The sequence below is a fragment of the Siminovitchia sediminis genome (assembly GCF_042680885.1).
Taxonomy (GTDB): domain Bacteria; phylum Bacillota; class Bacilli; order Bacillales; family Bacillaceae_C; genus Siminovitchia; species Siminovitchia sediminis.
Map to the genome: position 1 here is coordinate 38,669 of NZ_JBHUEO010000011.1, position 20,147 is coordinate 58,815.

The 20,147-nt window shown below is 43.8% G+C and carries 20 protein-coding genes; 7 read left to right on the forward strand and 13 right to left on the reverse strand.

The window, feature by feature from the left end; all coding sequences use genetic code 11:
* Positions 1 to 186: 186 nt before the first annotated feature.
* Genes ACFSCZ_RS05780 through ACFSCZ_RS05800 form a run of 5 tightly spaced genes read right to left on the reverse strand, consistent with a single transcriptional unit; the run spans position 187 to position 5,775 of the window.
* Positions 187 to 1,407 (reverse strand): CaiB/BaiF CoA transferase family protein, encoded by a 1,221-nt coding sequence (locus tag ACFSCZ_RS05780; RefSeq protein WP_380772850.1) that lies wholly within the window; start codon positions 1,405 to 1,407, stop codon positions 187 to 189.
* A 15-nt stretch (positions 1,408 to 1,422) separates the two neighbouring features.
* The gene (locus ACFSCZ_RS05785) at positions 1,423 to 2,751 is read right to left on the reverse strand and encodes a CaiB/BaiF CoA transferase family protein (RefSeq protein ID WP_380772851.1); all 1,329 of its coding nucleotides are present in this window, start codon (positions 2,749 to 2,751) and stop codon (positions 1,423 to 1,425) included.
* A complete protein-coding gene (locus ACFSCZ_RS05790; RefSeq protein WP_380772853.1) occupies positions 2,752 to 3,198 on the reverse strand; it encodes a Zn-ribbon domain-containing OB-fold protein in 447 nt (148 codons plus the stop codon).
* Between the two features lie 33 nt (positions 3,199 to 3,231).
* Complete coding sequence (locus ACFSCZ_RS05795) at positions 3,232 to 4,410, reverse strand: thiolase C-terminal domain-containing protein (RefSeq protein ID WP_380772854.1); 1,179 nt, start codon at positions 4,408 to 4,410, stop codon at positions 3,232 to 3,234.
* Positions 4,411 to 4,461: 51 nt separating this feature from the next.
* Positions 4,462 to 5,775: an MFS transporter gene (locus ACFSCZ_RS05800; protein ID WP_380772855.1), complete on the reverse strand. Its 1,314-nt coding sequence runs from the start codon at positions 5,773 to 5,775 to the stop codon at positions 4,462 to 4,464.
* A gap of 467 nt (positions 5,776 to 6,242) precedes the next feature.
* Between ACFSCZ_RS05800 and ACFSCZ_RS05805 the strand changes: the two genes are divergently transcribed.
* Positions 6,243 to 6,845 (forward strand): Crp/Fnr family transcriptional regulator, encoded by a 603-nt coding sequence (locus ACFSCZ_RS05805; RefSeq protein ID WP_380772856.1) that lies wholly within the window; start codon positions 6,243 to 6,245, stop codon positions 6,843 to 6,845.
* Between the two features lie 54 nt (positions 6,846 to 6,899).
* Positions 6,900 to 7,538: a Crp/Fnr family transcriptional regulator gene (locus tag ACFSCZ_RS05810; protein ID WP_380772857.1), complete on the forward strand. Its 639-nt coding sequence runs from the start codon at positions 6,900 to 6,902 to the stop codon at positions 7,536 to 7,538.
* Positions 7,539 to 7,726: 188 nt separating this feature from the next.
* Here ACFSCZ_RS05810 and kynB read toward each other — a convergent pair whose 3' ends face one another.
* The 4 genes from kynB to kynU form a co-directional block, all read right to left on the reverse strand.
* The gene (gene kynB, locus ACFSCZ_RS05815) at positions 7,727 to 8,362 is read right to left on the reverse strand and encodes an arylformamidase (RefSeq protein ID WP_380772859.1); all 636 of its coding nucleotides are present in this window, start codon (positions 8,360 to 8,362) and stop codon (positions 7,727 to 7,729) included.
* A 21-nt stretch (positions 8,363 to 8,383) separates the two neighbouring features.
* Positions 8,384 to 9,727 (reverse strand): sodium-dependent transporter, encoded by a 1,344-nt coding sequence (locus ACFSCZ_RS05820; RefSeq protein WP_380772861.1) that lies wholly within the window; start codon positions 9,725 to 9,727, stop codon positions 8,384 to 8,386.
* Positions 9,728 to 9,821: 94 nt separating this feature from the next.
* Positions 9,822 to 10,676, reverse strand: coding sequence for a tryptophan 2,3-dioxygenase (kynA, locus tag ACFSCZ_RS05825; protein ID WP_380772862.1), 855 nt, complete (start codon positions 10,674 to 10,676; stop codon positions 9,822 to 9,824).
* Positions 10,677 to 10,777: 101 nt separating this feature from the next.
* Entirely contained in the window at positions 10,778 to 12,061 is a 1,284-nt protein-coding gene (kynU, locus tag ACFSCZ_RS05830; protein WP_380772863.1) for a kynureninase, read from the reverse strand.
* Positions 12,062 to 12,241: 180 nt separating this feature from the next.
* On the opposite strand from kynU, the gene ACFSCZ_RS05835 reads away from it, so the two are divergent.
* The gene (locus ACFSCZ_RS05835; protein WP_380772864.1) at positions 12,242 to 12,856 is read left to right on the forward strand and encodes a TetR/AcrR family transcriptional regulator; all 615 of its coding nucleotides are present in this window, start codon (positions 12,242 to 12,244) and stop codon (positions 12,854 to 12,856) included.
* Between the two features lie 165 nt (positions 12,857 to 13,021).
* Here the strand turns inward: ACFSCZ_RS05835 and ACFSCZ_RS05840 are convergent, their stop codons facing one another.
* Positions 13,022 to 13,744: a hypothetical protein gene (locus tag ACFSCZ_RS05840; protein ID WP_380772865.1), complete on the reverse strand. Its 723-nt coding sequence runs from the start codon at positions 13,742 to 13,744 to the stop codon at positions 13,022 to 13,024.
* A gap of 122 nt (positions 13,745 to 13,866) precedes the next feature.
* Positions 13,867 to 14,619: a hypothetical protein gene (locus tag ACFSCZ_RS05845; protein ID WP_380772867.1), complete on the reverse strand. Its 753-nt coding sequence runs from the start codon at positions 14,617 to 14,619 to the stop codon at positions 13,867 to 13,869.
* Between the two features lie 180 nt (positions 14,620 to 14,799).
* Here ACFSCZ_RS05845 and ACFSCZ_RS05850 point away from each other — a divergent pair, with 180 nt between their 5' ends.
* Complete coding sequence (locus tag ACFSCZ_RS05850) at positions 14,800 to 15,144, forward strand: DoxX family protein (protein ID WP_380772869.1); 345 nt, start codon at positions 14,800 to 14,802, stop codon at positions 15,142 to 15,144.
* Between the two features lie 45 nt (positions 15,145 to 15,189).
* Here ACFSCZ_RS05850 and thiD read toward each other — a convergent pair whose 3' ends face one another.
* Entirely contained in the window at positions 15,190 to 16,017 is an 828-nt protein-coding gene (gene thiD / locus ACFSCZ_RS05855; protein WP_380772870.1) for a bifunctional hydroxymethylpyrimidine kinase/phosphomethylpyrimidine kinase, read from the reverse strand.
* 392 nt (positions 16,018 to 16,409) lie between these two features.
* Positions 16,410 to 18,098, reverse strand: a complete 1,689-nt coding sequence (locus ACFSCZ_RS05860; RefSeq protein WP_380772871.1) for a hypothetical protein — start codon at positions 18,096 to 18,098, stop codon at positions 16,410 to 16,412.
* A 409-nt stretch (positions 18,099 to 18,507) separates the two neighbouring features.
* Here ACFSCZ_RS05860 and ACFSCZ_RS05865 point away from each other — a divergent pair, with 409 nt between their 5' ends.
* The 3 genes from ACFSCZ_RS05865 to ACFSCZ_RS05875 all read left to right on the forward strand — a co-directional run bounded on the left by ACFSCZ_RS05865 (position 18,508) and on the right by ACFSCZ_RS05875 (position 20,051).
* On the forward strand, positions 18,508 to 18,936 hold the full coding sequence (locus ACFSCZ_RS05865) for a DUF5392 family protein (RefSeq protein ID WP_380772872.1): 429 nt from the start codon (positions 18,508 to 18,510) through the stop codon (positions 18,934 to 18,936).
* A 24-nt stretch (positions 18,937 to 18,960) separates the two neighbouring features.
* Entirely contained in the window at positions 18,961 to 19,566 is a 606-nt protein-coding gene (locus tag ACFSCZ_RS05870) for a TetR/AcrR family transcriptional regulator (protein WP_380772873.1), read from the forward strand.
* A 74-nt stretch (positions 19,567 to 19,640) separates the two neighbouring features.
* On the forward strand, positions 19,641 to 20,051 hold the full coding sequence (locus tag ACFSCZ_RS05875; RefSeq protein ID WP_380772875.1) for an SLAP domain-containing protein: 411 nt from the start codon (positions 19,641 to 19,643) through the stop codon (positions 20,049 to 20,051).
* Positions 20,052 to 20,147 lie beyond the last annotated feature (96 nt).

Here is a 20,147-nt window from a genome sequence, read left to right on the forward strand (position 1 = left end):
GAATCTTACATATTATCCTAATCACATTTGACCTTCTAATCAAGACACTTTTTAGAGCAACGAGGAAAATGAGGCACATTTATTTTATTTATTTGAGAACAACCATATAATATCTGTTGGTTAAACATATTCCATTTTTATTCTCGACAAAAGGGAGCCGATACACAATCGGCTCCCTCCATTATATTATTCATTCATCTCTACCAGCGCTTCGCTGCCCAAAAACTTCTTTTCTACTTCTTCATTATGTTCTCCCAGCAAAGGAGGCCTTGAAGAGATTTCCCATGGGGTTTTATTAAATGTATAAGGTGCTCCCGGATAAACAAAAGTTTGATCTAACTCTGGGTGCGCCACCTCTACAAATGCTTTGCGGTCTTCCGTCAAATGCGGGTCATCCAGCATTTCTTCAGGTGCTCGCAGCGGAGCCCAGGGAAGATTAATGCTTTGAGCATAATGGAAAATGTATTCCGACTCATGAACTGCACAAAATTCTTCGAGAACATCGCAAACATAATCCATTCTCGTGGCACGGAAATGATCGTCTACATATCTTTCATCGCTCAGCTCCCCTTCCATTCCTTTGGAAGCAAGCCATTCCACCAGTTCTCTCCACCTTTTTTCATCCAGATACGTATTTAAGCAAAGGATATACCGATTATCTTTACATTTAAAAATCCATCTGCTTGATTTATTAGGCAGCGCATGGCGGGCGGTATGACGCTTTACATGAGCTTTTTGGTATTCCCAATACGGGATGGACATTTCCGTGGAAACGGTCACACAATCATGAACAGCGATGTCCACATGCTGCCCTTTTCCTCCCCCAATATTTCTATGAAAAATCGCGCCTATGATTCCAATAGCGGCAAAATATGCGGCCATGTGGGCTGCCTGTCCTCCCGTCGGGGCTATTGGCGGAGCGCCTTCGACGTCATCATAACCGTTGACTGCCATGACTCCCCCTAATGCCAATTGTGTAAGATCACACATTTTGTAATCGCTCCACGGACCAAATTGCCCAAATGGTGTAATGGAACACATGATTAATTCTGGATAGATTTTGGATAAAGATTCATAGTCTATTCCCCATTCTTTCAATAGGCTGGGGTTAAAGTCTTCCAGCACGACATCGAATTCAGGTAAAAGTTTCATATATTTTTCCCGGTCCGATTCCTTGCTTAGATCCAGAATGACAGATTTTTTGGATGTATTGTAATGCCAAAAATAGAGGCTTTGATTCGGGTCTTTTTCATCGTGATAATATGGACCGATATTCCGTGATTCCGCTCCGTTAGGAGGCTCTACCTTGATAACCTCTGCTCCCATGTCTGCGAACATTTTTCCGGTAAACTGGGTTAACTGGTCCCCGATTTCCAGAATTTTAATTCCTTCCAATGCTTTGTTCATAAAATCATCTCCTCCTTACCATAGTGATCTAACTTCTTTAAATTGATCCTTTGGCATATCCAGAGGCCATAAAACACCATCATCATCCAGTTCCTTAATTTCTTCTTCACTGTACCCGAGAATTTCACTTAATACATATTCAGTATCTTCTCCCATTAATGGTGCTGATTTGTGAATATACGGCTGTGTCTCTGACATTTTTATCGGAATTCCTACAAAGTTTCGTTCGCCCAAGATGGAATGGTTCAGTCTTTCAAATAACTTGCGGGCTTTCAATTGAGGATCCTTCTCCATCAAGTCTTCGTTCATTTGTACGGCCGCACACGTCACACCGTGGCTTTGGAGCAATTCCATCACTTCATATTTATTTCTGCTTATTGTAAAGGCCTCAATGTTGCGATCCATTTCATCCTGATGGGTTAAGCGGCCTTCAAATGTATCATATTTCTGATGATGAGCCCACTCCGGATTGCCCATAGCATTTTTAAGGCTGGTCCATTCTTCATCTGAAAATACGGCAATTGTGCACCAGTCATTATCTCCTCCACCTTTACAGCGATAACTGTTATGCGGGCACCCCACTTTTCCGCGGTAGTTATCTTCAGGATGTTCTTTGGAAGTAATGGCACGGTTGCCCGGCGGGAATCCCGGTCTTTTCGATGATCTTTTGTTTGCAGTAAAATCCAATAAATTCGCCCCGGTCAGATGCAGCCCCGCCTCTACTTGCGAAATATCAATATATTGGCCTTTTCCTGTTTGTTTTTTATGAAAAAGCGCAGTGATGACACTAAAAGCCCCCGTGTACCCTGCCACCACATCCATGACGGAGTAGCCCCAGCCTGCCGGTTGAGTTTCGGGAAGCCCCGAGATAAATGTCATACCATTTAAACCAGCAGCGGTCGGCCCCCAGGTTCCATACATTTTTTTGCGGCCGGTATGCCCCAATCCAGATATACTCATATAAATGATACCTGGAGAAATTTTTTCAAGAGTATCATAATCTAATCCCCATTTCTCAAATACACCCGCGCTAAAGTTCTCCAAAACGATATCTGACTTCTTTAGAAGCTGATGAACAATCTCCATTCCCCGCTCCGATTTTACATTTAATGTCAGGCTTTTTTTTCCGGCGTTTAAATTATTAAAGAACGCGCCATTATCAAGACCCGGTTTATCCCCTTTTGCATACATGGAAAACCGCATAAAATCCGGATTTTTGGGCCATTCCACCTTTATAACCTCTGCACCCAAAGCACCCAGAATTCTGGCTGTGGTAGACCCTGAAACACTCCAAGTAAAGTCTAACACCCGAATTCCTCTCAGTACTTCTTTCTGGTTTGCCATCTATTCCTGGCCCCTTTCTACAGGTTTCCAATTGACTAATGTAATGTCCTCATTCACTTTTTCAAAGGTTGCTTCTATTTCCATACCGCAATGGATTCGGTCAAGATCCATCCCGACAGCATTCCCCAGCATCCTGACACCCTCGTCCAATTCCACTACGACTAATGCATAGGGCACTTTATCTTTAAAGTAAGAGAGAAAGCTTCTATAGGAAATGTTATAAGTATAGACCTTTCCCTTTCCCTCAATCGGCACCCATACAAGGTCAGCCCCGGGGGAATAAGGAGAAACAAATCTTGGGGGCCAAACTTTCTTTTTAGTTACTGTACATTGTTGCACTTTCAGTTTTCCTTCACGGGTCGCCTCCCAAAATGGCGCAAACAAATCCCAATCCCTGTCACTTTCCCGGGTAGGCAATGGCCGTTGCAAAACTTCAATAGCTTCCATAGAAAAACTTCCTTTCAACGAAATTTTCATCTATTAATTGTGTAAAATGGCAATAGAACCGTCACTGAGATCTCCATAACCTGTAACTAGACCAATCTTTGCGTCTTCAACCTGTGCTTTTCCCGCTTCCCCTCTAAGCTGGTATACAGCCTCAGTCACATGATTGATCCCTACAATATGTGCCTGTGACAGCAAGCCCCCATGCGTATTGACAGGAAGCTGCCCGCCCAGCTTAATCCGGCCCCCTTTTACAAATTCCGGGCCTTCCCCACGCTCACAAAAACCCATTTCCTCAAGTTGTCTCAGCAGAACAAACGTGAAACAATCATACACTTCAGCGAAATCAATATCATCATGCCGGACTCCCGCCATATCGAAGGCACGCGGAGCAGCATGTGTTATCCCCATGTCCAAAATGTCCGGCCTTGTCGGCAAATCATCCGGATACGCCGGATGTCCTTCTGCTATTCCGCCTATATAAATTGGCTTTTTAAAGCGATGGGCATTTTTTTTCGACGTCACAATCACTGCCCCTGCCCCGTCCGTTTCCAAGGAGCAATCGAATAAACGGAAAGGATCGACGAGCATCGGAGAATTTTGATAATCCTCTTCTGTCATTGGACGACCCTTCATATAGGCTTTTTCATTTAGGTGGGCATGCTCCCTGCAGGTCATAGCCACAATCTGCAAACCGGCAGGATCCGGATTGTATTCATGGAACCACCTGTTTGCATGAAGAGAGTAGTAGTGCAGCGGTACACTTACACCATAGGGGTATTCCAGATTTTCCCGATATTCATTGTTCGGCATGAATTCATTATTTAATTCCAATATTCCTGAATCCCCTGTTCCAAGCCTTACCCCTGAGTACCCCCTCTGCCCGGTGGCTACAAGAACATAATCCGCAACACCTGAATCGACTGCCATGGCAGCACTTTGAATCGCTGCTATGGCACTGGCTCCTCCCAATTCAAAACGGCCGCTGAATTTCAGCTCCTTCATGCCTAAACCATGGACAAATTCTTCATGGCGGATATTGAATTTCCATGGAGAAATTACACCATCAATTTCTGACGGTTCTATTCCTGCATCTTTACAAGCGTTAATAGATGCTTCAATACAAAGCCGGGCTAAAGGTTTATCTGTTCCTCTTACAAACTCTGTTTCCCCAGCGCCTACAATGCACGCTCGATCGCTTAATGACCGTTCCATATGTCTCGCCTCCATTTTTCAGTTAACCTTTCATTTTGTTAAACGCTTACATTATGTTGCTTGGTCTATCATTTCAGCTTTTTGTTCCGCTTCCGAACCAGTACTTGACAGATTCTTTAAGAAGGCAGATCCTGTAAAACCAATAACGGCAGCAACTCCGATATAAACAGCGATGGAGTACAGTGTGCCAGTCGTGTGAATTAGATACGTACAGACCATTGGAGCGATTCCGCCTGCAAACACCGCTGCTACTTGTGTACCCAATGCCGTTCCGCTGTACCGCAGCTCCGCAGGAAAAGCTTGAGCGACCAACGCCGGCTGAGCACCAGCCTGCATATTGTGTGCAAGGTAGAAGACAATCGTCGCCAGCATGATAAGTACAGGAGTTTCTGTATAAATTAATCCAATATACGGAAATGCCCACAACAGGGTAAAAATAATTCCCACCATGTAGGTACGCTTTACTCCGATTTTGTCCGCAATATAGCCTCCCAATGGAATACCCAAGATGGACAGAAAGCTGCCTATCGCATTTGTATTGACCATATAGTTGGAACTGATCTTAAAATTATCGGTCACATAAGAAATCATAAAAGTAGCAAATACGGCATGAGGAACATGCTCCGAAAACTTTGCCATGCCTACCAGGAAAACCTGTTTCGGGTGCCGCTTCAGCACTTCCAAGATGGGAGTTTTCACCACTTGATTTCCGTCAGCAACCCGCTTAAATGAGGGAGTTTCATCTACTTTATTACGAATAATGACTCCAGCGATTAATAATATAAAGCTAATTAAAAAAGGAATTCTCCATCCCCAAACAAAGAATTGGTCTCCTGTTAACGTAATACATAACGTGACGGTTGCAGACGCCAGCAGCATTCCCGCGCCAATAGCCGCATTGGGGATACTTGCAGCAAGCCCTCTTTTCTTCCGTTCACCCCACTCCATGGATAATAAAACGGCACCGGCCCATTCTCCACCAACTCCGACACCTTGAAGGATGCGCATGATAAGCAGCAAAACGGCTGCCCAAATACCGATAGAATCATAGGTAGGCAATAATCCTATTAACGTACTGCTGATACCAATAATCCATAAAGTAATTACCAGTGCGGTTTTTCTTCCTATCCGATCCCCAAAATGTCCAAAGATGGCAGCTCCTAAAGGACGCGCTAGAAAACCGGTAGCAAGGGTTGCAAACGATAAAATCGTTGCGACAAATGGATCTGAATCAGGGAAAAAGAGCTTAGGAAAAATTAAGGCTGCTGCAGTGGCATAAAGAAAAAAGTCATACCACTCGATCACCGTACCAAATGCTGCTCCCGCAATCGCTTTGGCAGTCATTTTGTTATTGTTATTGGACATTTTTACACCTCCGAAAGCTTATTGAATGATTTTTTCTTTCGTACGGACCACATTCCGATCAATAGAAAACCGGTGCCGGGAATCCTACAGAAATATGTTGTATATCCGGTTATACAACCACCTCCTTCTTAGTATTCATCAGGATTGAGAAACTGCCTTATGTACTAGTATTATATTTTCGGAGGAGACGAGAGGTATGTTAACTTATCCACATCTTCTGTTAATTTCTGTCTGAATGATCAGGATTTAGCCTTTCTCTCCTAAAGCAAGCCAAGAATCATAAGAATAGCAATCTCACAAATCGTGACGAGGCAACACAAGTAAACACTTGATATTTCGCCTGTATTTGAGTAATCGCGGCAAAAATCAACATATAGTACTATTGACATAATTCTGACAATATAATAAATTTGAATAAACCTCTGGCTTTCTATCAAAATCCATTGATTAAGATGGGGGAAGACAACATGAATCATGAGTGGAAACCATATTTGATCCATGGCCAAAAAAGAACATTCAGCAAAGGACAAATGTTATTTTTACAAGGTGAGGAAAGTCATGGCATTTATTTTTTAGAGAACGGAAAAGTAAATATTCTGTTACTATCAGAGGATGGTAAAGAGCGGATTGTAGAATATGTAATAGGAAAAGCATTAATTGGCGAAACCGGAATTCTTGGACAGCCTTATTTGACATCCGCGAAATGTGAGACAAAGTCTACCTTCTATTACTACCCTCTTGAAAATATTAAGCACCTTTGTCAACAGCATCCGAAGGCAAAAGAGATATTAATGAAATCCATGAGCAATAAAGTGCAAATGCTGACAGAGACAATGTCTATGACAGACAAGCCCTTTGAACAGCAAATGGCTTATTTCTTATTACAGTTATACCGCAAACATAATACGCTTTCCGTTCCCATATCACAAATCTCGCTAGCTCAATACATAGGAACTTCCCGAATCACTATATATAAAATTATGCAAAAATGGGAGAAAGAAGGCATCGCCTCCCAAGGCAAAAAAAAGATCAATATTTTAGATCTTGAAAAAATGAAAACCCTTTTATAAAATCCTATAAATGATAGTATTCTCTCTTTGTTGATAGAAAGGAGCCATCCAGCCATGATATCTTTACAAGATACCTGGACAGATTACCTGCAATACGGTAAAAGGATTTTTTATAAAAAGAATACGGTTGTATTTCAGCAAGGTGACCTGCGAAATGGATTCTACTATATTTTGAAGGGAATCATTAAGATTACCTCTAACGATCCGGGGAAGGGAAAAAGAATCTTAGACATTGCAGGTCCAGGATATTTAATTGGCGATACAGATTGTAAACCCTATTTTTCCTCTGCTGTTTGCCATAACGACAGCGTTCTGTACTATTACTCCAAACAGGATTATGAACGCCTGCTCGACGAGCACCCCGAAACTTCAAGTATATTTTTTCGGTCTCTCATTCAAAAACAGAGGCTGCTTTTAAGCAATCTAAATGTAACCAGTGCCGATACAGAACATCAAATGGCACACTCGCTGTTACATTTGTCAAATATTTATAAAGGCCGGGAAATTGATCTGACTCAGCAAGAGGTGTCACAGTATGTCGGGTTAACGAGGTACACCGTATACAATATTGTTAAAAAGTGGTCGGCAGAGGGGATTATCACTGTTCAAAACAGAAAAATTGCCATACTTGATGTGGAAAAACTTAAGGAAAAACTGTTGGGGTCCTCGAAAAAATACTTTGCCAACAAATAAAAGCTGTCATGGCTGAGTACTTGTACCGGCATGACAGCTTTAAATGTTTTTTGGCTCTTTTACGAACATTAAACGCGGGGTCAACATTTACTTTTCTTTATTTACTCCCTGTTAAAACAAATTTGCCATAACACTGTTAAGGACTCCCATACCATGATGTCCGATTCAAGTCATAACACTTTTCCCATTTAATCCTTCTGGCCTAATGCCCTCAACACCGCCCTCACCGGACTTCCATCGGCTCCTTCAATCGCCAGCGGCAAGGCAATCAATTCATAATCCCCAGGTTCCACATTACTCAGCACAATGTTCTCCAATATATAGACGCCATGATCATTCAAGGAGTGGTGGGCATCCAGCGTTTTACTGTCGATGGCATCTACGGATGGGCAATCCGTGCCGATCAGCCGGATTCCTTTTTCTTTCAAGAATGGACCGATATCATCTTTTAGGACAGTATATTCTTTCGGAAATTCTTTTATATTTCTGCTTTTTACGGTGCGCAGGAGGAGCCGCTCGACTCCTTCCAGGTCGAACGGTTCCAGCTCTGCCCTGCCGACTTGCTCACATTCCGTTACATCAATGATACGCGCGGGTCCCATGTATAGATCAAGATCGAGCTCGTGCACTTTCTTTCCGTTTTCGCTGAAATGAAACGGTGCATCAATATGGGTCCCTGTATGCACACTTGTCGTAATTTGGCCAATGTTTACGGAACCTGTCTGTTCTTTCGTCGCACTTAATTTGAAGGAAAAAGGTGTATCGCCCGGCCATACGCCGATCTCATTTGTCAGCGGCTGGGAAATGTCAATCCATTTGTTCATCCATTATCACCGACCCTTATCTTAAATCAATCCTAACATATTTAAAAATACTAACACGATTGTAATCGGTACCACCCATGTCATCAAGAGCCGCCATGATGAATACAGTCCAGGGGATGCCGTACCATTCAAATGGAATTCTTCTTTTACAAGATTCCTGTCCATCCGATGGATGATAAATAAGGCGATCAACAGGCTTCCGAACGGCAGCATAATATTACTGACTAGATAGTCTGTTGCATCAAAGACACTTTTGCCAAAAATCGTAAAGTCTGCCAGGCTGCTCGATGACAGCGCTGCAGGAATTCCTGCAATCGTAATGATTAATCCGGCCATCCATGTCACAGACTTCCTTGTCCGTTTTCCATTTGATGTAAAAGCAGCCACAATAATTTCATATAAGCTGAATGACGAGGTCAATGTAGCAAATAAAAATAAGATTAAGAATAAACTTAAAAACAACTCGCCAAATGGCATCTCCGCAAATACGGATGGCAGCACGATAAACAGCAAGCCGGGACCCTCTGCGGGCTCATATCCAAAAGCAAAAACGACCGGAAAAATAGCCAGGCCCGCCAGCAGGGAAACAAATATATTCATCCCTACGACTGATCCTGCTGAAGACGTCAAACTGACATCCTTTTTCAAGTAGGAACTATACGTCACCATACACGAAAATCCGACAGCCAGCGAGAAAAAGGACTGTCCTAAAGCGAACAGCAGGGATTCTCCTGTAATCTTCGAAAAGTCCGGTGCCAGGAAAAATTTAACCCCTTCCATCGCTCCATCCAATGTCAAAGCGCGGATAACAAGAATGATAAAAAAGATGAATAATAGAGGCATCATATATTTGTTTGCCTTCTCAATGCCGTTTTGGACACCCATAGCTATGACTAAAATATTAATTAATGAAAATAGCAGCAATCCCAATAATGTCATGCCCGGGCTTCCAATGACCGCTCCAAACATTTCCGGGTAATTGGCTCCTTCTTCAATAACTTGTCCAATAACGGACCGGGCCGTATAAATCAGTATCCAGCCGCCGACAACACTGTAAAATGTGAGCAGCAGAAAACAGCCCAGAACTCCAAGCCTTCCCACCCATACCCAGAAGCTGTCCGGCGCGAGCTTTTTATATGCACTGATCGCTTCCGCACCAGATCCCCTTCCAATGATGAATTCTGAAATCAGCATGGGCATACCAATTAACAAGGTAAAGACAACGAAAATCAGGAAAAAAGCGCCCCCGCCGCTCATCCCGGTCACATACGGGAACTTCCAAATGGCACCAAGTCCGATGGCTGCCCCTGCTGAGGCCAAAATGAACCCCAGCTTAGATGTCCATTGTTCATTTTTTTCTTTCATTTGACTCTTCCCCTTTGTAATTTTTGTTGTTTTATTTGTTTCAACCATCATCAGCCAAATAAAGCTGATGACGGTTTATAACCCGGGAATCTTTCTACAATTCTGTGCGCAAATCCCATAATTCAGGGAAAAACCGATGATCCAACACCTGTTTCAAATAATTGACGCCTGATGATCCTCCCGTACCTGGTTTGAATCCTATAATTCTTTCTACCGTTTTCATATGGCGGAAACGCCACTGCTGCAGCCAGTCTTCAATGTCCACCAGCTTTTCAGCCAGCTCGTAAAGGCTCCAATATTTGTCCACATTCCGGTATACCTCCCGCCAGGCTTCCGCTACTGTCGGATCTCCTGAGTATACGATTGAATAGTCACGGTCCAAAAGCTTTGGATTAATCTCAAACCCTGCGCGGGCCAATGCTTTGATGGACACATCATAAATGCTTGGAGCTTTGAACGCAAGCTCCAGCGCCTCAAGTACGGCCGGATCTTTTTCATAGATCTTTAAAATATGGGTTGATTTGTATCCTAGCGCAAATTCAATCAGCCTGTACTGGTAGGACTGAAATCCTGAAGCCTGGCCAAGGGAATCGCGGAACTCCAAATATTCGGCCGGAGTCAACGTGGAAAGCACATCCCACGCCTGAATAATTTGAGTCTGAGTTTTACTGACACGTGAAAGCATTTTAAATGCGGCATGCAACTCCCCTTCATCAATGGCTTTAATTGCGGCTGTCAGCTCATGAAGGATCAGCTTCATCCACAGTTCGCTCACTTGATGGATAATGATAAACAACATCTCATCGTGATGGTCGGACAGCCTTTTTTGGCTTGTCAAGATCCTGTCGAGTTGTAAATAATCCCCATAAGTCATGTTGTTTTTAAAATCCGTATGAATTCCCTTTTCGCTGTCCAGCTTTTTGTACAATTCTGAGATAGGTTTTGACATACATATGCCTCCTCTTGTAATTTTTTGTAAACGCCTTCAATTCTTCTTATTTAAAGATGGGATACACGGCCGGCAGTCCCGCTGCCGGCCTTCCCTCCTCTTTATGCGACAACATCCCGTTTATTCTCAAACTTCTTGTATTCTTCTTCTTCCATAATTTTTTTAAGCAATTGAACAACCTGCCAAACTTCCTCAAACGTGTTGTATAAGGCTACCGGCGCCAGGCGAATACCATTCGGGCTTCGGTAATCCGGGATGACCCCATTGGCTTTCAGTGCTTTACAAATGCGGGCAGCCTCTTCATGTTCAAGGAAAATATGGCCGCCTCTTTGTTGTTCATTACGCGGATTTGCTACGGTAAAGTTAAACTTTTTCAATTCCGCATCTATCAATGTCATGAAGTACTCGGTTAATTTCAATGATTTCTCACGAATTTGGTTCATGCCTGCTTCTTCAAACATGGATAAGGAGCCCAGCAGCGGCGCCGCACTTAACAAATGAGGTGTTCCAATCTGAAGAGAACCTGCATCTGATGCCCTTGTTAAGTCATGCTCCATATCAAACTGCTTCTCTTTCTTTGAACTGAACCAGCCTGCAAGACCCGGATCGGCATTTTTAAAATGTTTCTTGTTTACATATAAACCGCCCACTGCACCAGGACCGCCATTTAAATGCTTATAGGTACACCAGAAAGCAAAGTCCACGTCCCAGTCACTCAGGGCATGCGGGATTGAACCGATGGAATGACACAAATCAAAGGCAATCAAAATTCCGCGCTCATGAGCAGCTTTTGTCAATTTTTCCATATCAAGAATTTGGCCGCTTCGATACAAGACACTCGGAAGAACCGCAATCGCCACTTCATCCGTCATGGATGTAATAATATCTTCTTCCAGAAGCGTCTGACCATCACGGCTTTTGACCTGGATCAAATGCTCCTCGGGACTTAGTCTTTGAATCCGGAGCTGGCTTTTTATGGCATAAATATCTGAAGGAAAATTCAGTTCATCTGCTAAAATTTTTGTTCTTTTCCCTTCCGGCTTAAAAAAGGTAGATAAAATTTGATGCAAATTCACCGTTGTAGAACCGGTGATGATCACTTCCTCCGGATTTGCCCCAACTAAGGGAGCACTCTTTTCACCCAGTTTTTCGGAAAAGTAATACCAGGGATGATCCCCTTTTAACCAGCCGTCAATTCCGAATTCCTTCCAGGATTCCAGCATATCCAGGAGCGACTTTTCCGATCTTTTGGACAATAATCCCAATGAATTTCCGTCAAAATATATAGTTCCCGGCTTTATATAAAATTCCTCACGGTACTGCTTTAATGGATCTTTTCGATCCAGTTCCCGTGCATACTCTATTGAAAGAGTTTTGTCACTCATGTTATCGCTCCTCCGATCATGAATATCATCCTGTCTTTACTATAACCGACACACTTGTCAGTCGTCAATGATATTATGTCAATGATTTAATATCATTGAGGGTGTGTCATTCGTTTGATTGCTTGTACTTGATGAACACGATAAAATAAAACTAAAACTCAAAAGAAAGGAGCAGATAGAATGGACGGCGCTGAAAACCTGTCCAAGCGGCAGCTCCAAGCATTGCAAACCAGAGAAAAACTGTTGAATGCCGGTCGTACGGTCTTTTTAGAAAATGGCTTCCAAAAAGCAACCATGACTCAAATCAACAAGTTGGCCCATACAGGTTATGGCACGGCTTATGTCTATTTCAAAAATAAAGATGAACTGTTTACCGAATTAATTGAGACGATCATGCAGAAAATGTATGATGTGGCCGGGCTGCCTTTTACCCCGAAGACTAAAGAAGAGGCCTTTACACAAATTAAAAAGCAAACACGTCTTTTTATGGAATTGTCCTTGGAAGAAAGACAAGTGATGAAGATCATTAAGGAAGCCATCGGTGTTTCGCCAATTGTGGCAGAAAAATGGAGCCAAATTCGCGCCCGCTTTATATCCGGAATTACAAAAGACATTGAATACGTCCAAAAAGCCGGACTTGCACGGGATGATTTTCATGCCAATCTGATTGCCAAAGGCTGGTTTTACATGAATGAGCAGCTGATGTGGGAGCTTGTCCTCGGTGACATTAAAGAAGATGTGGAAGCCGTTTCTGATCATTTGACGAGATTATATACAGGCGGGCTGTATAAATAGAGACTGCAAAAAAATGCGCCCAAGCGCCTCGCCCCGGCTGAGTTAAGTGCTTTTTCCACTGCAGCGAAGGCCCTGACTGGTGCTTGAACCTTATGTATTCCCCTTTCAAAAAAACCAAGACCCAAATCGTCTTGGTTTTTTATCTTCCATATAGGGGTTTTCTCGCTACATACCCGGATGCCCCTTGGGGAGCATGATCTTTTCTTCTTTAAACGGGAACAGATTCATTTCTCTTGCCTTTTCACTATGGTTAATCATGATTTCGTGAAAGATCTCCTGATCAGTTTTGCCTTCCTTACTGACCCCAAGTTTCTCTGCAGCATGATGAATCATGGCTTTTCGGACCTCCATCGCCACTTCACGCAAATCTCTTCCCTCGGTTTCAATGCCATATTCTTTAGCATATTTTAGAATTTTTGCTTTGCGCACTTCGTAAGTGAGGTCTTTTAGCGACTTGCCTTCAGATGAGATTCCGAGTTCATCCGCTTCTTTTTTCACTTTTACCTCTTTGATTTCTTTCTTTAAAGTTTTGATATTTTTTCCTTCGGTACTGATTCCGTATTCCTCAGCAATCCGGGTGACCCATACTTTTTCAATTTCTTTCTCCAGTTCCGCAGTGCTTTTGCCTTCTGTTGAAATTCCCAATGCTTGCGCATGTTTTTTGATATACGCCTCGCGTATTTCTTTGTTCAACGTCTCTGTATCTTTTCCTTCTGTGTCAATTCCAAGCATTTCCGCATATTTCTTCGTCATTTCCGGATCGCTTTTAAATTGGCGGTCTTCCAATCGATTTTCATGCATTTCTGCAGATACGCCCGCTCCAATGAAAGCCAAAGTTCCCAGCATGAACACAGCAGCCATAAAATATGTAATGATCTTTTTCTTCATTTTTCTTCCTCCTTGAGTGATTGATCTCGCTGTTATCATGCCCATCCATGAGGATTGCATGAATGCTTTTTTTTACAAAAAAAACAATGCCGGTACATTGATTTCCGGCATTTTGATTGAATTTATTCACTTTCCTTTTTCTGTTTTTGCTTTTGTTTCATTAAAAACAGCTGCCATGGCTCCACGGAGCCCGTCATCAGTTTATAAACATAAGAGGATGTGAGCTGATAACTGTCCTCGATTTTTTCGGCAAGAAAGTGGGCCCTTTCAAACAAAATGGACCGGATATGTGTTACTTGCCTCAAGATTTTATCTGTCACTGCCTCTTGTTTCTCCAACCTGGTGACAATATCCTGGTGCTGATCCTCATGTTGCAGCATTTGCCCGGACATTTCCTTTTGCAGCTCATACTGCTCATTTAATTTAGACAGCAATTCCTTGTTTAAAGCTTCAGCAGTTGTTAATCGCTGCTCAATTTCTTCATTGGTTTTACTGACTCGCTGCAATTCTTCCATCACTTCTTGTTTAAAAAGCTTTTCCTGCTGCAGCAACTCTTCCAGGCTTTTTGCTCTTTCATCCATTTCCGCTACCTGGCTCTTAACTTCTGCATGCGCCTCTTCATGTCTGCGGTTAATCCTTTGCAAGTCTTTCAGCTGATAAGAAATCTTTTTCCATTGGTTCCTCCGTGCCCGTTCTTGGACGTCTACCATTTTCTTGATATCCAAGAAGGAATCCCGAAGCCTTCCATTAATGGATTCCTGTACTTTTCTGAACTTCGTCCATTCATTTATATGAGCAACCGACTGGTTCGGTTCTTCCATCACTTCATCACTTTTAAAAATATAATGGTCTTCTTCATTAAAATATAACCCCATGCAGTTTCGTTGCACCTCCTTTGCACCATTTAAGCTATTTTATGCAAAGCTGACGGCAAGAGGGACGACGTTTTCTTTATTTGCGAGATACTTGTATTAAAAAGTTCCTTTAATGCGGATAACTAGTGAATGGTAGGTCTGCCTCCTGACATATAGTGTAGGAGGGGGGGGATAAGCTCTATGCACGTAATCCGATGGGCAGTTGCTTTTGTGTTCATTGTTTCGGGAGTGATGAAATGGCTGAATCCTGAAATGGCTGAAACGTTTGCACAACTGAGGCTCCCGTTTCCCGAACAATTCATGTGGACGCTGGCTGTTATTGAAGTGGTCTGCGGCGTGATGTTACTTATAAATAAATGGGTCAAACTTGCCGCTTTCGCATTAATCGGGATTATGGCAGCTGCGCTGATTTTGACTAAAATCCCTTTGTTATCTTCGGGATTGATGGACTTTTTGTTTGCGGCCAGGTTGGACATGGTCATGCTTTTGTTACTTTTCGGGATTTACCATAAACCAGCCACGTAAAGTAAAACACCCTGTGCCCACATTGTCGGGTACAGGGTGCATCATTTATTCCACGGTCACTTTGACTTCTTGTTCGCCGTACTTTTTGTAGGCTGCATGGTAAGTTGGGCCGACACCGCCTTTAAATGTAATGGAATGGCGAATGGCGGCGGTAATAAATTTTTTTGCTTCTTCCACTGCTTCCGGCACAGACTTTCCTCTTGCCAGCTGAGCCGTAATCGCAGCTGAGTAGCTGCAGCCCGCACCGTTCGTATGAATGGTATCAATACGAGGCGCCTCCAAGATGTAATATTGAGTTCCATCATACAATACATCAACAGCCGGGCCTTCCAGGCGGCCGCCCTTGACTAAAACATATTTCGGGCCAAGTTTGTGCAGTTCTGCTGCACTTTCTTTTAATTCTTCGACGGTCGTAAATGGCCGGTCCTTTTCCAGCAGGCGCACTGCCTCAGGCATGTTGGGTGTAATGACAGCAGCCAATGGAAGCATTTTATTTCTCATGGCTTCAATCGCATCATCTTTTAGCAGCGCCGATCCCATTTTTCCAATCATGACCGGGTCAATAACGATATTGGTTGTACCTGCCTCTTTAATCCATTTAGCCGCATGGCTGATAATTTCTTCTGTAAACAGCATGCCCGTTTTAATTGCATCGGCTCCAATGTCACGCAGTGCCGTGTACACTTGAGCCTCGATCGCATCAAGTGAAACAGGAAAAACCCCTTGATCTTTCCGCGGATGGTTGGCCACAATTGCTGTTACCGCACTGACGCCAAATACATCCATCTCCTGAAAAGTTTTTAAATCTGCCTGAATACCGGCGCCGCCTCTTGCGGCCGACCCAGCAATCGTCATCGCTGTAGGAATACGCATAACAAACCCCTCTCTACTTCTAGAATCTTTATATCTGGAACAAAGCTCAAGCGCTGTTCGCCGACGTTCAGACTGTAGTACTTCGGACGAGATAAGGCAGGTTCTTGACGCGGTATCCTGCCGCTTCGTTTTTACTCGGACGTCCTCTCCTTTCAAGCCGATGCCGGCTTATTTCAGAAGGGAGCGCGAAGTCCGATCATCGATAAGCGCTGGAGCCGGACGACATACAAATGGTAATTTCCACCATTCCGGCTCGGGAATTTATTCATCAAGGAAAATCATAGTAATATTATCATCCTCCAGCGCAGAGTTTGCAAGGGAGGAATTTGGGCAATTCCACTTTGTCACCGGTTCACTCTTAATTTTTTCGAACCTTCGGCATGGGGATGTCCTTAAGAGCGGAAAAGCGGGCAGCGGTTGAAACGGGGTTTTGTGGTCCTTTCACGGGGTTTTGAGCTTTGGAAGCGCAGTTGGAGCTTTGAATTGAAATTAATTTGCCTTTTAAATTCGGTTTTCGCGCTTTGGATCTGAGTTTCGCGCTTTGGAACGCAATTTCGCGCTTTGAATCCGAGGTTTCGCGCTTTGAATCCGAGGTTTCGCGCTTTGAATCCGAGGTTTCGCGCTTTGAAGCCCGAGTTCGCGCTTTGAAGCCCGAGTTCGCGCTTTGAACCGCTATTTCGCGCTTTGGAACCCGAGTTCGCGCTTTGAAGCCCGAGTTCGCGCTTTGAATCCGGAGTTCGCGCCTTGAATCCGGAGTTCGCACTTTGAAGCCGGAGTTCGCGCTTTGAAGCCCGAGTTCGCGCTTTGAGCCGGAGTTCGCACTTTGAATCAGGGTTTCGCGCTTTGGAACCGGGTTTCGCGCTTTGAACCCGGGTTTCGCGCTTTGAATCCGAATTTCGCGCCTTGAATCCGGAGTTCGCGCCTTGAATCCGGTTTTCGCGCTTTGAACCCGGGTTTCGCGCTTTGAATCCCGATTTCGCGCCTTGAATCCGGTTTTCGCGCTTTGGAACCGGGTTTCGCGCTTTGAACCCGGATTTCGCGCCTTGAATCCGGATTTCGCGCTTTGAACCGCTATTTCGCACTTTGAATCCAAGTTTCGCGCTTTGAAGCCCGAGTTCGCGCCTTGAATCCGGAGTTCGCGCTTTGAATCCGAATTTCGCGCCTTGAATCCGGAGTTCGCGCTTTGAACCGCAATTTCGGGCTTTGGAACCCGATTTCGCGCCTTGAATCCGGATTTCGCGCCTTGAACCCGGAGTTCGCGCCTTGAATCCGGTTTTCGCACTTTGAAGCCGGAGTTCGCGCTTTGAAGCCCGAGTTCGCGCTTTGAGCCGGAGTTCGCACTTTGAATCAGGGTTTCGCGCTTTGAACCTGGTTTTCGCGCTTTGAACCGCTATTTCGCGCTTTGGAACCCGATTTCGCGCTTTGAAACGCAATTTCGCGCTTTGAAGCCCGAGTTTGCACTTTGAACCGCAATTTCGCGCTTTAAACCGCAATTTCGCACTTTGAATCCAAGTTTCGCGCTTTGAACCGCTATTTCGCGCTTTGAATCCGAATTTCGCGCCTTGAATCCGGAGTTCGCGCTTTGAACCGCTATTTCGCGCTTTGAAGCCCGAGTTCGCGCCTTGAATCCCGAGTTCGCGCTTTGAACCGCTATTTCGCGCCTTGAATCCCGAGTTCGCGCTTTGAAGCCCGAGTTCGCGCCTTGAATCCCGAGTTCGCGCCTTGAATCCCGAGTTCGCGCCTTGAACCCGGGTTTCGCGCTTTGGAACCCGAGTTCGCGCCTTGAATCCGGATTTCGCGCCTTGAACCCGGGTTTCGCGCTTTGGAACCCGAGTTCGCGCCTTGAATCCGGATTTCGCGCTTTGGAACCCGAGTTCGCGCTTTGAGCCGGAGTTCGCACTTTGAATCAGGGTTTCGCGCTTTGAACCTGGTTTTCGCGCTTTGGATCTGAGTTTCGCGCTTTGGAACGCAATTTCGCGCTTTGAATCCGAGGTTTCGCGCTTTGAAGCCCGAGTTCGCGCCTTGAATCCGGATTTCGCGCTTTGAACCCGGAGTTCGCGCCTTGAATCCGGTTTTCGCACTTTGAAACGCAATTTCGCGCTTTGGAACCCGATTTCGCGCCTTGAATCCGGATTTCGCGCCTTGAACCCGGGTTTCGCGCTTTGGAACGCAATTTCGCGCCTTGAATCCGGATTTCGCGCCTTGAACCCGGGTTTCGCGCTTTGGAACGCAATTTCACACTTTGTATCCGGATATCCCGAGTTCGCACTCTAACCCCGGAGTTCAACTTTAAAACCGGAGTTCGCACCCTGGAGCTCCGAGTTTGTCCTATTACGTGTCAAACAGCCAATAAATTGACAGATGACACTGTGTCATGTACAATATATATAAGATGTGACACGATGTCATATCTTAATGAAACAAAAGACATACATTGATCCATATTTTCTTCATATCATTTAAAAAACACATATAAGGGGTGTATAGTAGATGTTACAAATGACGAACATCCCTCCTTTTATCCAGAGGGAACTCGAGCCACTGAATGAAAAGATCACTCCGCTTATTAAAAAAGCATCCAAGTACGGCCTTTGGGCCTTACCTTTAATATTGATCTCTACCTTCAATCTTGCTGCGATTTTATTTTTTATACCCGACAGACAAAATATGTCCTTCACACTGATTCTATATGCGATATTAGGTGCGTTGGGGTTTGCCTTGTCGAAGGAGGCCAAACATCAGCAAAAAGAAATTCAAAAATTGAGTGTAGATTTTATCATAAGCCGAATTGAAAAAAGCGATATCGCCTCCCCTGCTTTAAAAAGAAAATATACAGCTATGATTAAGGAATCACCTGTGATGGCCCTCAACCATTTTGTAAAGTTTTTGGAAGCGGAAAACAAACAACACGATTACTAGGAATCGTAAAGGATGAAGGATGTTATGCCAAAGGCCACATTTTATAATTTACCGGACGAAAAAAAGATGACTTTAATCGGAGCGCTTAAAACAGAGTTTTCACGCGTGCCTTTATTTGAGGCCTCCATCTCCAATATTGTCAAAGAAGCCGGCATACCCAGAGGAAGCTTTTATCAGTATTTTGAAGACAAGGAAGATGCCTTCTTCTTTTTGCTCAATAATTTGGCGGAACAGGAAAAAAATCATTTCCTTAGCTTGCTTCAGACACATGACGGAGATTTGTTTAAAACGGTCATTGAATTTTTTGAACGGCTGCTGGATGAAAAAGAGCATTTTCACTTTATTAAAAATGCTTTACTCCATATGACTCAGCAAGTTGAAAGATGCTTTTCGCAGATCATTACCGACAATAACCAACACAGCGAGAGCTTTAAAAAAACCGTATCCCTGATCGACAAAACCCATTTAAATATTTCCTGTGAAAAAGATCTGCTTCATGTATTGAATATTATTACGTCCATTATGTTTCGAAATTTGGCTGAAGCGTATGCCCATTCTGTGTCCCGCCAGGAATCTCTAAATCATTTCAAAACAGAACTTCGTTTGATTCAAAAAGGGCTCGTTCGATAAAGAGAGGCAGAATCAGAGAAATCATGACAATTATTTCTCGGGAAATATGTCGAAACAATAGTGAGGTGCATCCGTTGCTACAATTAGAATTCCATCCTGTCTGGGAAAACCGGCTGACGGAGGAGCAAAAGCAAAAGTTTAAAAAGTTGGCCTCTGCACTTCCTGCCAATGAAGGATTGGATCTTATTCTTTTCCGGGGGAAATATAAGAAAAATGGAGGAGCGGTGGCCACGGTATTATTGGTCAATGGTTCAAAAAAGTCTATGGACCTCCGGCACGTGACTGTTGAAATGACAGATGACAAAGAGAACTTTATTTCCAGGGAGGATTTTGAGCTGAACCTGACCATCCACCCGCACACTGCGCTGCCCTGGTCGTTTGTTTTTGCAAAAGAATCCGTGAACCAAAGACATAGCGATCCCAAAAATTGGATGCTGAAACTCCGTGATAAAAAAGGGGCTGTCCAGAAAGTCAGTAAAAACTGATTTTCTGTGACAGCCCTATTTTGTTTAGTTCTAAAAAAGGCATACAAAAAAATCGCCCTTTCTAGTAAAATGTAAGTTACCACACCTACATTTTAG

Excerpts from the sequence above, each read along its gene's own strand:
- kynB (WP_380772859.1), bottom strand. The coding sequence starts at position 8,362 with ATGAACAAATGGATTGACATTTCCCAGCCGCTGACAAATGAGATCGGC.
- kynA (WP_380772862.1), bottom strand. The coding sequence starts at position 10,676 with ATGTCAAAACCTATCTCAGAATTGTACAAAAAGCTGGACAGCGAAAAG.
- kynU (WP_380772863.1), bottom strand. The coding sequence starts at position 12,061 with ATGAGTGACAAAACTCTTTCAATAGAGTATGCACGGGAACTGGATCGA.
- ACFSCZ_RS05840 (WP_380772865.1), bottom strand. The coding sequence starts at position 13,744 with ATGAAGAAAAAGATCATTACATATTTTATGGCTGCTGTGTTCATGCTG.
- ACFSCZ_RS05800 (WP_380772855.1), bottom strand. The coding sequence starts at position 5,775 with ATGTCCAATAACAATAACAAAATGACTGCCAAAGCGATTGCGGGAGCA.
- ACFSCZ_RS05790 (WP_380772853.1), bottom strand. The coding sequence starts at position 3,198 with ATGGAAGCTATTGAAGTTTTGCAACGGCCATTGCCTACCCGGGAAAGT.
- ACFSCZ_RS05845 (WP_380772867.1), bottom strand. The coding sequence starts at position 14,619 with ATGGGGTTATATTTTAATGAAGAAGACCATTATATTTTTAAAAGTGAT.
- ACFSCZ_RS05780 (WP_380772850.1), bottom strand. The coding sequence starts at position 1,407 with ATGAACAAAGCATTGGAAGGAATTAAAATTCTGGAAATCGGGGACCAG.
- ACFSCZ_RS05835 (WP_380772864.1), top strand. The coding sequence starts at position 12,242 with ATGGACGGCGCTGAAAACCTGTCCAAGCGGCAGCTCCAAGCATTGCAA.
- ACFSCZ_RS05805 (WP_380772856.1), top strand. The coding sequence starts at position 6,243 with ATGAATCATGAGTGGAAACCATATTTGATCCATGGCCAAAAAAGAACA.
- ACFSCZ_RS05795 (WP_380772854.1), bottom strand. The coding sequence starts at position 4,410 with ATGGAACGGTCATTAAGCGATCGAGCGTGCATTGTAGGCGCTGGGGAA.
- ACFSCZ_RS05870 (WP_380772873.1), top strand. The coding sequence starts at position 18,961 with ATGCCAAAGGCCACATTTTATAATTTACCGGACGAAAAAAAGATGACT.
- ACFSCZ_RS05785 (WP_380772851.1), bottom strand. The coding sequence starts at position 2,751 with ATGGCAAACCAGAAAGAAGTACTGAGAGGAATTCGGGTGTTAGACTTT.
- ACFSCZ_RS05820 (WP_380772861.1), bottom strand. The coding sequence starts at position 9,727 with ATGAAAGAAAAAAATGAACAATGGACATCTAAGCTGGGGTTCATTTTG.
- ACFSCZ_RS05810 (WP_380772857.1), top strand. The coding sequence starts at position 6,900 with ATGATATCTTTACAAGATACCTGGACAGATTACCTGCAATACGGTAAA.
- ACFSCZ_RS05865 (WP_380772872.1), top strand. The coding sequence starts at position 18,508 with ATGTTACAAATGACGAACATCCCTCCTTTTATCCAGAGGGAACTCGAG.
- ACFSCZ_RS05850 (WP_380772869.1), top strand. The coding sequence starts at position 14,800 with ATGCACGTAATCCGATGGGCAGTTGCTTTTGTGTTCATTGTTTCGGGA.
- thiD (WP_380772870.1), bottom strand. The coding sequence starts at position 16,017 with ATGCGTATTCCTACAGCGATGACGATTGCTGGGTCGGCCGCAAGAGGC.